The organism is Brevibacterium oceani, from assembly GCF_013623835.1.
GTDB classification, from domain to species: Bacteria; Actinomycetota; Actinomycetes; order Actinomycetales; family Brevibacteriaceae; genus Brevibacterium; species Brevibacterium oceani.
Genome location: NZ_JABKDE010000003.1, coordinates 116239 through 129468, shown reverse-complemented (window position 1 = coordinate 129468; position 13230 = coordinate 116239). Strand labels below are relative to the sequence as shown.

Here is a 13230-nt window from a genome sequence, read left to right as displayed (position 1 = left end):
CGCCGGCGGCTTCGGCTCGGTGTGCCGACACCAGCTCGGTGCATGCGGGCGGCTGCTGTCGGTTCGCCGAGCTGGTGTGTCGCTCGCTCAGGCCCGTTGGACGCTCACATCTGCTGCGGTCCACGCCAATGCTGTGGCACCGTCGATGAGTGTGTGTTCGGCCAGGTCTCCGATGCACGATTCGGCGAAGGCCGCCTGATGATTGCTCGCCTCGCCGCCCACGCCGATGTAGGGGTGGATCGCGTCGACGATCTGGGAGACATTGCCCATGTCCGTCGACGCACGGTTCATCGTGGCGGCGATCGGGTCGACGTCGAAGTCTCTCCCCAGCGCCGTCGCATTGGAACGGTAGAAGTCGAGCGCGGTCTCGTCGGTGCGCATCTCCGAATACCGGCGGCTCTCCGGGGTGATCCTCAGTTCGGCCCCGGTGGCCAGGGCCCCGGCCTCGAAGCAGTTGATGACCTTCTGCTCGAGTGCGAGCAGTTCGTCCGTCGATTCGGCGCGGACGTACCAGCGACCCTCGGTCTTCGCGGGGATCGCATTGGGGGCTTCGCCGCCGTTGGTCATCACCCCGTGGACACGCACGGTCTTCGGCAGCTGCTGGCGCAGCAGACCGAGGGCCACCTGGGCGATGAGGAAAGCGTCATTGGCATTGACGCCGCGCTCGGGATAGGCGGCGGCATGGGCGGCCCGGCCCGTGTACTTCACGTGCCAATGGGTGACGGCGAAAGGTTCGGCTTCGGCGACATCGACGGGCGCGGGGTGGGCCATGAGGGCGAAGTCGAGTTCGGTGAAGGCGCCGCGGTCGAGCAGCTCGATCTTGCCCCCGCCTCCCTCTTCGGCTGGGGTGCCGATGACCTCGACGGTGATGCCGAGCTCGTCAGCGACCGCGGCGAGGCCGATCGCCCCGCCGACGCTCATGGCGGAGATGAGGTTGTGGCCGCAGGCGTGGCCGAGGCCGGGCAGGGCATCGTATTCGGCAAGGAATCCGATGGTGAACCGACCCGAGCCGAACGTCGCGCGGAAGGCGGTGTCGAGGTCGAGATAGGGGCGTTCGACGGTGAAGCCGTGCTCGGCGAGGACACCGGCGACGGCGGCCGAGGAGCGGAACTCCTGCCAGCCGAGCTCGGGATCGTCGTGGAGGGAGTTCGACAGCTCGATGAGCTTCGGTGCCGTCTCGGCGACCCGGGCGGCGATGCGGTCCTTGAGTGCGCTGGTCATCGATCGTCACCGGGCACGCCGTACGACGGTGAGGCGGCCGGATCGAGGCCGCGCGTGATGTAGTCGTCGCGCTGCGGCATCCAGATCTCCAGCAGGCGGCCGAGCTGCCCGATCGGATCCTCATCGGCCCAGTCGACACGCAGATCGGTGACCCTCCACCCGGAGCCGTTGACCACGGACAGGCCCGCCGAGTGGACGGGGCCGGCCTCCCCGCCGGCGGCCATCGCTGCCTCGAAGGCCGCGAAGAGGCGTTCTTCGAGACGACCGGTGGCAGACAGTGCGGTCTCGACGAAGGCGTCGAGGACTGTCAGGTCGGCGAGCATGTTTCCTCCGGCCACTGCGTTGGTCTCGGTGCGGGCACCGAAGACGCCGAGCGCCTGCGCGCCCGAGTGTGCGGCGGTGTTCCCGGCGGCGTCGATGACGAGCAGCTGCCGAAAGTCGATCGCGGTGGGATCGGCAGCGGCGACGACCGCATCGAGTGCCGACTGTGCGTCCTTGCCGGAGCTCATCTCGTCGATGATGGCCGGGCCGAGCCGCGGGTCGGTGATGTTCTGGGAGTTCACCCCGCCGACCCCGTCGGCCAGGCTGATGCAGCGTGCGGCGACGGCCGGCGAGGATGAGGAGATCGCGGAGCCGAACTCCCCGGTCTCGGGGTCGTGGAGGAGGAGCGAGAAGGTCACTGGGCCACCTCGGACCGTCCCGCCTCGGTGCCGGTGTTCGTAGCGGAGTTCTCGCTGATGACGGCGGTGGCGTCGATCTCGACGAGCCACTCGGGGCGCGCCAGGGCCTGGACGACGATGCCCGTCGAGACGGGGAAGACGCCCTTCAGCCACTTGCCCATGGTCCGGTAGACGTCCTCGCGGTAACGGGGATCGATGATGTAGACGGTGACCTTGACGATGTCGGCCAGACTGCTGCCGGCCTCCTCGAGGAGCATCGCGATGTTCGCCATCGCCTTCTCCGCCTGGGCGGTGACATCGCCGATGCCCACCGACTCCCGGGTCTCGAGGTCCTGGCCGATCTGCCCACGCAGGTAGACGACGCCGCCGGCGACCACGGCCTGGCACAGATCGTTGTCGAGGTTCTGCTCCGGGTAGGTGTCCTTGGTGTTGAACATTCTCAGTCGTGTGTGCGTCGGCTCTGCCATGGCGGCGTCTCCTCGTCGAGTGAAGCGGTCGTTGTCTGCCACCCATTCTCGAGACATTCCATTCATCTGTGAAATAGTTATAATTTAGTCAGAGCATCTACAAAACAGATTCTTCGTCGCAGGGGGCCGCAATGGTGCAGAGATTCGCGATCACGCTCACCCAGCTGTCGTATTTCGCCGAATGCTCGAAGACGCTCAATATGACCGAGGCCAGCCAGGAACTCCACATCGCGCAGTCGGCGGTGTCGACGGCGATCAACCAGCTGGAGAAGGCCCTCGGTGCTCCGCTGTTCGTGCGCCAGCACTCGAAGGGCCTCGTCCTCACCTCGGCCGGCGAGAGCCTGCTCCATGAGACCCGGGAGATCTTCGGGCGGATCACCGACGCCGTCGACTCGATTCAGGCCGGACAGCGCGAAGTGCGCGGAACCATCGTCATCGCCTGCTTCCAGACGATCGCGCCCTTCCTGCTGCCGCAGCTGCTCCAACGACTGGGCGAACGCCATCCTGAGCTGAGCGTCGAGGTCGTCGAAGGGGATCATGAGGAGAGCATCGACGCGCTGCGCAGCGGTCGGGTCGAACTCGCGCTCAACTACGATCTCACCGAATCCGACGGTATCCGCGCCGAGATCGTCGGCGAGGCCCGACCGCACGTCATCGTCGGCACCGATCACCGACTGGCCCGGCGGAAGAAGATCTCGCTCGCGGAGCTCGCCGGCGACTCGTTCGTCCTCCTCGACCTGCCCGACAGCCGCGAGTACTTCCTCAACATGTTGCGCCTGGCCGGGATCACCCCGCATGTGCGCTACCGCAGCTCGAGCTACGAGACGGTCCGGTCGATGGTGGCAATGGGCCTCGGCTTCTCCATTCTCAATCAGCGGCCGCGGATCCGGCAGACCTATACGGGGGAGCGGACGACGATCCTCGAGATCTCCGATCCCGTGCCGACCCTGCACGTGGCTGTGTCGACTCTCGCCCGTTCCGGGCGGACGGCGAAGGTCGCGGCAGTGACGGAGATCGTCCGCGAGATCCTCGCCGAGGTGGCTCCCGAGTAAGGCGACGGGCGTCGCGGATGGGTGATATGCGGTCTGCGGAAATGGCATTCCCTCACGGACCGAAAGGTGCGGTGTTCGATACCTCTAAGTGATTGACTTCTGTGGACTGCATCTATTCATAAGATGCAGTGGACCGTGAAGAACTATTGGCAATGCCACTCTCACCTGCGGTTTGCTGGAGGGCGTCAGGGCAACGACGAAGTTGTGCCCACCAGCAACGAAGCACGTGCCGTCCCAACGCGGCACCGACGGAAGGGTGTCCATGTCGAACACAGCCGCAGAAACCACCGAAGTCGTCGTCATCGGCGGCGGCCAGGCCGGAATCGCGATGAGCGAACATCTCAGCGATCGGGGAGTGGCCCACATCGTCCTCGAGAAGGACCGCGTCGCAGAAGCCTGGCGCTCTCGCCGCTGGGACTCCCTCGTCGCCAACGGGCCGGCCTGGCACGACCGGTTCCCCACACAGGAATTCGCCGACACCGACGCCGACGGATTCGCCACCAAAGGGCAGGTCGCCGACTACTTCCAGACCCTCGTCGATGACAAGGACCTGCCGGTGCGCACCGGGGTCAGCGCCACCTCGGTGACCGAGAACGAAGGGTCCCGCGGCTTCCGGGTGACCACGGATGCCGGCATCATCGACGCCGACTACGTCGTCGCCGCGACGGGTCCGTTCCAGACCCCGCGGATCCCCGACATCATTCCCGCCGAGGTGGGACTGACCCAGATCCACTCGAACTCCTACAAGAACCCCGAGCAGCTCGACGACGGCGGAGTCCTCGTCGTCGGCGCCGGGTCCTCTGGCGTCCAGATCGCTGCCGAGATCCAGCGCTCGGGCCGGCCGGTCCACCTCGCCGTCGGTCCGCACGACAGGCCGCCGCGCGCCTACCGCAATCGCGACTTCTGCTGGTGGCTCGGAGTGCTCGGCAAGTGGGACATGGCCACACCGCCGGCCGGGGCGGAGCATGTCACGATCGCCGTCAGCGGGGCTCAAGGCGGACACACCGTCGACTTCCGCGACCTCGCGAGCTCGGGAATCACGCTGCTCGGCCGGGCGAATGCCTATGCCGACGGCAAGCTGCAGATTGGCGCCGACCTCCAGGCGAACATCGCCCGAGGCGACGAAAACTACCTCTCACTGCTGCGTGAGGCCGACGAATTCATCGAACGCAACGGGCTCGACCTGCCGCCCGAACCGGAAGCGCATATCCTCGGTCCCGACCCGGAGTGCGTCAGCGACCCGATCCGCGAACTCGACCTTGCCGCTGCAGGAATTCGGACCGTGATCTGGGCGACCGGATTCGGAGTCGACTACTCCTGGCTCAGCGTCGAGGGTGTCCTCGACGAACGCGGCTACCCGGTGCAGAAGCGCGGAGTCAGCCCGGTTCCCGGCATGTACTTCCTCGGTCTGCCTTGGCTGTCGCGGCGCGGCTCGAGCTTCATTTGGGGAGTGTGGCACGACGCGAAGTACCTCGCCGACCAGATCGGGATTCAGCGGATGTACCGCGACTACTCGCCGGTTCACGCAGCTGACTTCGCCGAGGCTGTGTCATGAGGGTTGTCCGCCTTCGGTCGGCGATCGAAATGTGAGAGTCTGAAGACACTATGACTGAGTCGACTTCATCCTCACCGCAGACCGCTTCGATTCCTCTGACAGCCCAGAACCCGCAGGCTGCTCCCACCCGCACCGAGACCGACTCGATCTGCAGCCTCGAGATCCCCGATACCGCGTACTGGGGCGTGCACACGGCCCGGGCGAACGAGAACTTCCCGATCACCCGCCGCCCGATCAATGTCTATCCCGACTTCATCCGCGCCTTCGCCTGCGTCAAGCAGGCCGCGGCCCGGGCGAACGCCGAGATCGGAGCGCTCGACGAACAGCGTGCCAACCTCATCGACTCCGCGTGCGAGGAGATCAAGGCCGGCCGACTCCATGACCAGTTCACCGTCGGCGTCGTCCAGGGCGGAGCCGGAACCTCGACGAACATGAACGCCAACGAGGTCATCACCAACCGCGCCCTCGAGATCGGCGGTCACCCCAAGGGCGACTACACGTTCCTCAACCCGAACGATCACACGAACCACAGCCAGTCGACGAACGACACCTACCCGACGGCGATCAAGATCGCCTTGGCGTTCTCACTGCAGAACCTGCTGCAGGAGCTCACCCTCCTCGCCGACGCGTTCGCGGCCAAGGGTCGCGAGTTCGCGCACATCGTCAAGGTCGGTCGCACCCAGCTCCAGGATGCGGTGCCGATGACCCTCGGTCAGGAGTTCACGGCGTTCGCAACGACGCTGCGTGAGGATGTGCAGCGCCTCGAGGAAGCCGTCGCCCTCCTCGGCGAGGTGAACATGGGCGCGACGGCGATCGGCACCTCGATCAACGCGCCCGTCGGGTACAAGGAATCGGTCATCAGACACCTGCGCGAGATCACCGGACTCGACCTCGTCACGGCCGGCGACCTCGTCGAATCGACCTCCGATACGGGTGTCTTCATCACGTTCTCCGGGGCGCTCAAGCGCAGCGCCCTGAAGCTGTCGAAGATCGCCAATGACCTGCGTCTGCTGTCCTCGGGACCGCAGGCCGGCCTCGGCGAGATCAATCTGCCCGCCCGCCAGGCAGGGTCATCGATCATGCCCGGCAAGGTCAATCCCGTCATCCCCGAGGCGGTCTCGCAGGTCGCCTACTCCGTGGCCGGGGCCGACGTCACCGTCTCGATGGCCGTCGAAGCCGGGCAGCTGCAGCTCAACGCGTTCGAACCGATCATCGCCCACTCTCTGTTCCAGTCGATTACCTGGCTCGAGCGCGCCTGCCAGACGTTCCGCGTCAACTGCGTCACCGGGATCACCGCCAACGAGGACCGGCTCGAGGACATCGTCGACCGCTCGGTCACCGTCATCACCGCGCTCGCCCCGGTCATCGGGTACGCGTCCGCCGCGAAGCTGGCCAAGGAGGCGCTGGCGCGCAACGAATCGATCTCCGACCTCGTCGTCGAACACGGTCTGCTCGAACGGGACCAGCTCGGTGAGATCCTCAGCCCCGAACGGCTGACCGGGATGCCCGCCGATGACAGCGTGGACAATTCCGCCGGCAGCGCCGAGGCGGTTCCCCGGGATGAGATGACCGGTGAACTCGACGAGGTGCCGGTTCAAGGGGAGTGAGGAGTCTGACCGGCTGAGTCTTCGGGCCGGTGCCACGTGAGAACCGTGGATCGACGGCGCCCATCGCCTATCGGCTGGGCGCCGTCGTTCGGCCAGACGCGTTCTCAGCGGACGCCGTGGCGAAAGACATCGAGAATGTCTTCGACCGTGGCTCCAGTCAGTCCCAGTGAGTCGACGGTGCGGCCGGTCTTCTGGAAGTCAACGCCGCACAGAACGCTGCCAATGGCGATGAACCCGTCGGTGAGCGACATTTCCACGCCCGCCTCGTGCCCGATCGAGCTCCATGTGACCAACCCGAAAGGGATGTCTTCCGTGAAGTAGCGATGGGTGAGCGAATCCGGTTCCGGAAACGCCTGCCGACCATACCCTTGGACGACGCGGTCGACGAACGAGCCTTCGGTGACCCCATAGGCATCGGCGAGGAACTGCCAGAATCCGGTCGTGTCCGTGTGCAGAGTCGAAGACAGTGACAGTCTCTCCTGATCCAGAGCCTCGATGGCCTCTGCGATCCGCGGTGTCACCAGTGTGTGCTGGGGCAGACGATCAGCATCCTCGACCGTTTTGAAGTTGAGGACTGCCGGCGGGACGTGATAGATCGGATTCGAATTGCTCAGCCCGACCGCAAGACTGTCGACGGCCGCGGCGTAGTGCTCCCCGAAGAGGGGCGTCAAGCGATCGATGACCTCCTGCGTCCGACTGTTCGGCAGGCTCGAGATACGTATCGAGTCCTTGATCGCGCCGACGAATACACGTGCCGGCTCCTTGAGTCGGCACGTGTAGAGGCTCGTCGCACTCTCTGCGATGAGGCTCGGTCGACGATTCTCCAGGGCGAACTGCCGGGACAGTTCGACACCGCTGCCGAGCACGGTGGGCTGGAAGACGACGAGCTGCTCGGGCGTCAGAACCTGTGCCAACGATGCCGAAAGCCCGGGATGCGCGAAGGCGGGTGCCGCCACCACGATGACTTCGGCACCGGTCACTGCGGCCTCGATGTCGGTCGTGAGCAGCCTCGGCATCGCCTTGCCCTCGATATCTCCGAAGAGTTCGATGCCTCCCCGATCACGGATCGGTTCGAACTCTCGGTCCCAGACGGAGTACAGACGGACCGAATGTCCATTCAACGTCATGTGTCCGGCAATCGTCTGTCCGACATTGCCTGCGCCGATGACGGCGATCGTTCCCATTTCTCTGTTCCTTTCGTTGTGGCAGCAGTTGTGCCGTTGGTACCGCGGACGGCGCGGTCAGCGCACAGGTACGCCCGGTCCGAGTGGGATTCCGAGCAGATACCAGAGGACGAAGAAGGCCGTCCATACGATGAGCACCGCAATGGCGAGCGGAAGCGTGAAGGAGAGCATCGTGCCGACGCCGGCGCCTTTGCGGAAGTGCTGGACATATCCGAGGGCGAGCACGAAATAGCCGTTGAGCGGCGTGAGGCAGTTGGTCACAGAGTCGCCGATCATGAACGCGACCATCGCCGATTCCGGCCGCATCCCGATGTACATCACGAGCGGGACGAGCACGGGAGCGAGGATCGACCACATGGCTGAGCCACTGGTGATGAGCATATTGAGCACGCAGATCGCGGCGACGATGAGGAGCAGCAGCACAAGGTGTGGGGCATTGAGCTGTTTGAACAGCTCAGCACCATTGACACTGATGACCGACCCGATATTGGTCCACTCGAAGTAGGCGAGGAACTGCGCTACGACGAAGAACAGAACAAGCACTGGTGCCAACGTGCGGATGCCCTCGGCCATCGCAGGCGGCACCTCGCCGAGGGTGGGGATCGATTTCGTGATCCGTCCGTAGACGATGCCGAGCAGTCCGAAGACGATGGCGATGAAGATCGCGATGTTCTTGAGGACCGGGGATTGGATGATGCTGCCACCCTCTCCGCGGAAGGGTGAGCCTGGCATGAGCATGAGCGCGATGCCGCCCGCTGCGATGACGAAGACGACCGCGGCGATGATGAGGCCGCGGCGTTCGTCGGCCTTGAGAGTCACAGATCCGCTGGTCTGTGCGGTCGTGTCCGTGTTGAAGAGCCGGTCGGACACAGTGAAATCTGCTTCAAGACGGCTCTTGGAGAACTCTGGACGGCGACTGAGCAGCTTATCGACGACGACGGCAATCGTGATCGAAAGGATGACGGAAGAGGCGGCGGTGAAGAAGTAGGTTGCGAAGGGCGTGACAACGTAGTCCTTGTCAACGATGTGCGAGGCCGCCATCGACAGCGAAGCCCGGATCGCATCCGAGGGCGTGACGAGCGGGCTCGCATTGAACCCGACCGCAGTGGCCGCATAGGCAACCATGAGGCCGAGCAGCGGGCTTCGACCCGCAGCTCGGAAGGCCAGTGCGCCGAGGGGAATCATCACAAGATATGCGGAATCCGACATCACGTGCGCGATCATGGAGGCGAATGCGATCGAGAATGTCAGCCATGCTTTCGGCAGGCGTCCGACTGTCACGCGCAGCAAGGCGGTGAGCATCCCGCTGCGCTCTGCGATGCTCACGCCGAGGAGGACGACCACGATCATCGCGAGAGGCGGAAACGTTGCGTAGTTCGTCAGGGCATTCTCGATGGCGAAGAGAGCTCCGTCGACCGAGAACAGATTCTTGACCGCGGCCGTTGACCCATCGGCGGGGAGTGTCACTGACACTCCGAACCCGGCCATGATCGCGCTCGTGATACCCAGGAGCGCACAGAGGATGACAAACAGCCAGAACGGATGGGGGAGTCGGTTCCCGGCTCGTTCGATGGCGCTCAGGATGCGATAGAGGCGGTTGTCAGGGTTGAGATCCTGCTCAGGTCCCGGATCGGTCTCGACTTCGGGCGTCATCGACCCTCCTTGTGGTTGTGAACTCATAGCACTCCGTTGTGGTGAGGTCCTCAGCGAGGACGGAAGGGCGAATACGTTTCATGCAGGTCACATACATGAAATATATAACAGGAATGCTAGGATCGCGGTGCGGGAAAAGTCAACCCTGCGCCGCATGATCGGGCATTGAGGTGTGGCCGAAAGGGAGTGTTCGATGGTTGCGAAAGTGTCAATGGCGGACCGGGCGTACTCCCGGCTGAAGAGGGATATCGTCGAGGCACGCCTCCGTCCGGGGTCGGTGCTCTCGGATTCGGATATCGCCGAGCAGTATGAGATGAGCCGGACTCCGGTTCGGGAGGCAATCAACAACCTCCGCCGTGAGGGGCTCGTGGTGGTGCTGCCCAAGAGGGGCACCTTCGTCAAGTCCATCGACTTCGCTGAGATTCACGACCTCTATACGCTGCGTACATTGGTCGAGCCCGAAGCTGCAGTCCTGGCCTCTCAGCGTGCTTCGAGCGAGGAGCTTGCCGACCTCGAGGAGCTGAGTTCTCAGAGCGTCGACCCAGATGCTTCGGCGCCGGTGCGCAACGCGCGCAACAGTCGGCTCCATGTTCGTATTGCCGAACTTTCGGGTATTCCGCTGCTGGCGCGGACTGTGCAGTCGATTCATGAAGAGATCGAACGGTGCCTCAATCTGCGGAGGGAACTCGGTCGTCCTTACAGTGCGGTCAATCACGGCCGACTTGTCGATGCGATCATGACTGGGGAGGCCGAGGTGATTCGGAAGACCGCCCTGTCCGGCATCGAGCGCGCGCGAAACCACATGACGGACGTTCTCTTCAGCCACTCCGGGGGTTCCACCCGAGATGCTGCTTCGTGAAGAGTGGTGAGCTCATCGGCCTCTCAGCATTGAGCGGATTGATCGGCCAGCCACTCTGCTGCCAAAGGTTGAGGCAGCTTGTTCAGCCGGGCCGCCTCCTTATTCCTGCGCGGCGGCCCGTCGGCGTGCGAGGGCGGTGATGACGATCGGGACCACCGTGATGGCGACGATGCCGAGCGCGATGAGCTCGACATGGTCGGCCACCCACGGGATCGACCCGAACAGTGCCCCGCCGAGGCCGAACAGCGCCGCCCAGAACACCGCGCTCACGGCATTCCAGGTCGAGAACTTCGACCGCGGCATGTGACCCGAGGCAGCGGCCGGGGCGATGAACGTGCGCACGATCGGCACGAACCGACCGAGCACGAGCGAGAGGCTGCCCCATTTGGCGAAGAACCGGGCCGCCTCGTCGAGGTGTTTCGTCTTGAGGATCTTGGCATCGTCGCGGAACAACCGCGGACCGAGTCTGCGCCCGACCGCATAGCCGACCTCGCCCCCGGCCCACGCGGCGACCGCGGCGATGGCCGCGATGAGCATCCAGTTGATGTGGATCGCCCCGGCGACGATCGCCGCCGCGAACACGAGGCTGTCGCCCGGCAGGAACGGGAAGAGCAGGCCGTTCTCCACGAAGACGATGAGCGCGACCGCCACGAGCGCGAGCGGGCCCAGGGAGATGAGGATGCTGGTGAAGTCCATGCCTCCATCATCCGACATCCGGCCTGGACGCGATCTGAGAGGGCCCCGACCTCTCGAAGACCGGCTGGGCAGGTCGCACGAGTGCCCAGCCGATGAGAAGGGATCGCCGTAAGCTGGGATCGAACGCCCCACCGGCCGAGTGAGAGGAAGCGCGATGAGCGAGCAGGACAGTGAGCAGCCTTCGAGCGACAGTACGGTCACCGTCATCATCGCCTTCGTCGCGAACCTCGCCGTGGCCATCGCGAAGACGATCGCCGCGGTCATCACCGGCTCCGCCGCCCTCGTCGCCGAGGCTGCCCACTCCTGGGCCGACACCGGCAATGAGGTCTTCCTCCTCGTCGCAGAACGGCGCGGAGCGAAGCCGGCCGATGCGGACCACCCGCTCGGGCACGGTCGCGAAGCGTATGTATGGTCGATGTTCGCGGCCTTCGGTCTCTTCTCCGTCGGATCGGCCGTGTCGATCTGGCACGGCATCCAATCACTCTCCGCCGGTGAATCCGAAACCAGCTACCTCGTCGGCTACATCGTCCTCGGCGTCTCAGCCCTGTTCGAAGGCTTCTCATTCATCCAGTCGGTGCGGCAGGCTCACGGTCGGGCGGTCAAGCTGCGCCGCCACACCGTCGACTATGTGATGAACGGATCGAACCCGACCCTGCGCGCGGTGTTCGCCGAGGATGCCGCGGCACTCATCGGCATCGCCATCGCCTTCTTCGCGATGCTGGGCCACCAGATCACCGGCATCGCCGTCTTCGACGCGATCGGGTCGATCCTCGTCGGCGTGCTGCTCGGCATCGTCGCGATCGTGCTCATGGACCGCAACCGTCGCTTCCTCGTCGGCGAGACCGTGAGCCCCGCTGTGCGCGATGACCTGCTCGAATCCATGCTCGAGAACCCCTCGATCGCCAGCGTCTCCTACCTGCACATCGAGTTCGTCGGCGCCGGACGCGTCTACGTCGTCGCGGCCATCGACCTCACCGGCGACGACCGGGAGAGTGCGTTGGCGCTGCGGCTGCGCGAGGCCGAGGTCGAACTCGAGAAGCTGCCGATGATCCAGGAGGTCGTGCTCACCCCATCGGCACCGGGGCGCAGGCCGCTCGAGGTCGGCAGCAGGGATCAAGGTCCCGAGCGGCTGTCATAGACCGTATCGGCGAAAGGGCCGGTGCTCTCGTGATCGCCGAGGTGGGTGACCGGTGGCATCGTCTACTCCCGTGACCACTCGGTCGATGAGCGCTCCAGCCTCGGCATCGAGATCCTTTTCCGCTGGAGTGAGATCCGACTCCGGTCGAGAGTGCTCACCTCGACCTCGGCGTCGGTGTCCTCGACCATCGTCGTCTGCACGATCTCGGCGTCGGTCGTCGACTCGAGTCCGTTCTCCACCTCGCGATCGCCCTCTGCCCGCACCGTGATCGGCGCTGTGAACTGCCATTATGATTGATGACGGCGGATCAGCGGAGGAAGGGTCACAGTGAGCAGAGCAGAGCTTTTCATCGAGGCGAAGAGGTTCGCCGACAAACGCGCGATCCTGCGCGTGGTGCCCTACGGCCAGTCGCCGATGGACCTTCCCGAATCGGCAGAAGCCCTGCTCGGAACCCGGGCGGGCGCAGGTAAGATCGCGGTGCGGTTCGCGCTCCTGGCCCTCGTCTCCGTCGGCTTCGTCTGGCTGGTCACGGTCAACGCCTGGGACCACGAAGGCTTCTTCCCATGGTTCTGGAACATCCTCTGGACCGCGTTTCCCTGGTTCTTCCTGCTGCCGCTGTGGGTGGCGCTGTTTCGATCTGCGGCACGACAGCCGGCCGGAGACCGATTTCGGCGCCGGTATGCTTCCGCATTCGCAGACACGCCACCGTCGGCAGGTGTCGTCACCGACAGTTGGATCCAGCGCACGGACTCGGGCGGAACGGCCGACTTCCTCCTGGCCGTCGAAGACGAGCGCGGAAAGATCGTGACCGGATGCCTGGCGCGAGACGCCTCGTTCCAGCCCTTCGAAGCGCCGGTGCCCGGTGATGCCGTCCAGATCTGGCGCTTCGCCGATGGCTGGTCTGTCGTCCAAGCCGAGCGTCCGCGGGCGGCAGAGCGAGCGACCGGACAGGCCTCCGTGCAGACTCCGACCGTCAACGACCAGTTGGCTCAGCTCGCAGCCCTCCACGCGCAAGGGGCCCTGACGGATGCTGAATTCGCGGAGGCGAAGGCCAAGGTGCTCGGCGCCGATCCCGAGACGGCCTGAACCCGGAGGCTCGTGCTGACGGAGACCTGCAC

General features: G+C 64.9%; 13 protein-coding genes. 7 read left to right on the top strand and 6 right to left on the bottom strand.

Annotation, left to right across the window (positions count from 1 at the left end; translation table 11 throughout):
• Positions 1-87 precede the first annotated feature (87 nt).
• Genes HK401_RS07085 through HK401_RS07075 form a run of 3 tightly spaced genes read right to left on the bottom strand, consistent with a single transcriptional unit; the run spans position 88 to position 2368 of the window.
• Positions 88-1221: a M20 family metallopeptidase gene (locus tag HK401_RS07085; RefSeq protein WP_181273972.1), complete on the bottom strand. Its 1134-nt coding sequence runs from the start codon at positions 1219-1221 to the stop codon at positions 88-90.
• On the bottom strand, positions 1218-1901 hold the full coding sequence (locus HK401_RS07080) for a DUF1028 domain-containing protein (protein WP_181273971.1): 684 nt from the start codon (positions 1899-1901) through the stop codon (positions 1218-1220). The genes HK401_RS07085 and HK401_RS07080 overlap by 4 nt, the downstream gene beginning before the upstream one ends.
• Positions 1898-2368: a RidA family protein gene (locus tag HK401_RS07075; RefSeq protein ID WP_181273970.1), complete on the bottom strand. Its 471-nt coding sequence runs from the start codon at positions 2366-2368 to the stop codon at positions 1898-1900. The genes HK401_RS07080 and HK401_RS07075 overlap by 4 nt, the downstream gene beginning before the upstream one ends.
• Positions 2369-2499: 131 nt before the next feature.
• Here HK401_RS07075 and HK401_RS07070 point away from each other — a divergent pair, with 131 nt between their 5' ends.
• The 3 genes from HK401_RS07070 to HK401_RS07060 all read left to right on the top strand — a co-directional run bounded on the left by HK401_RS07070 (position 2500) and on the right by HK401_RS07060 (position 6582).
• Entirely contained in the window at positions 2500-3420 is a 921-nt protein-coding gene (locus HK401_RS07070; protein ID WP_181273969.1) for a LysR family transcriptional regulator, read from the top strand.
• 262 nt (positions 3421-3682) lie between these two features.
• Positions 3683-4975, top strand: coding sequence for a flavin-containing monooxygenase (locus HK401_RS07065; protein ID WP_181273968.1), 1293 nt, complete (start codon positions 3683-3685; stop codon positions 4973-4975).
• A gap of 50 nt (positions 4976-5025) precedes the next feature.
• On the top strand, positions 5026-6582 hold the full coding sequence (locus HK401_RS07060) for an aspartate ammonia-lyase (protein WP_181273967.1): 1557 nt from the start codon (positions 5026-5028) through the stop codon (positions 6580-6582).
• A gap of 104 nt (positions 6583-6686) precedes the next feature.
• Here the strand turns inward: HK401_RS07060 and HK401_RS07055 are convergent, their stop codons facing one another.
• Complete coding sequence (locus HK401_RS07055; protein ID WP_181273966.1) at positions 6687-7766, bottom strand: NAD/NADP-dependent octopine/nopaline dehydrogenase family protein; 1080 nt, start codon at positions 7764-7766, stop codon at positions 6687-6689.
• Positions 7767-7823: 57 nt separating this feature from the next.
• Positions 7824-9419: an AbgT family transporter gene (locus tag HK401_RS07050; protein ID WP_181273965.1), complete on the bottom strand. Its 1596-nt coding sequence runs from the start codon at positions 9417-9419 to the stop codon at positions 7824-7826.
• A 211-nt stretch (positions 9420-9630) separates the two neighbouring features.
• On the opposite strand from HK401_RS07050, the gene HK401_RS07045 reads away from it, so the two are divergent.
• Positions 9631-10278 (top strand): GntR family transcriptional regulator, encoded by a 648-nt coding sequence (locus HK401_RS07045; RefSeq protein WP_181273964.1) that lies wholly within the window; start codon positions 9631-9633, stop codon positions 10276-10278.
• Between the two features lie 99 nt (positions 10279-10377).
• Here HK401_RS07045 and HK401_RS07040 read toward each other — a convergent pair whose 3' ends face one another.
• Positions 10378-10974: a DedA family protein gene (locus HK401_RS07040; protein ID WP_181273963.1), complete on the bottom strand. Its 597-nt coding sequence runs from the start codon at positions 10972-10974 to the stop codon at positions 10378-10380.
• Between the two features lie 154 nt (positions 10975-11128).
• On the opposite strand from HK401_RS07040, the gene HK401_RS07035 reads away from it, so the two are divergent.
• From HK401_RS07035 to HK401_RS07025, 3 genes are read left to right on the top strand one after another with little or no spacing between them, the layout of a single operon-like run.
• On the top strand, positions 11129-12112 hold the full coding sequence (locus tag HK401_RS07035; protein ID WP_181273962.1) for a cation diffusion facilitator family transporter: 984 nt from the start codon (positions 11129-11131) through the stop codon (positions 12110-12112).
• Between the two features lie 45 nt (positions 12113-12157).
• Entirely contained in the window at positions 12158-12409 is a 252-nt protein-coding gene (locus tag HK401_RS07030; RefSeq protein ID WP_181273961.1) for a hypothetical protein, read from the top strand.
• Positions 12410-12439: 30 nt separating this feature from the next.
• A complete protein-coding gene (locus tag HK401_RS07025) occupies positions 12440-13198 on the top strand; it encodes an SHOCT domain-containing protein (RefSeq protein ID WP_219921791.1) in 759 nt (252 codons plus the stop codon).
• The last annotated feature ends 32 nt before the right edge of the window (positions 13199-13230 follow it).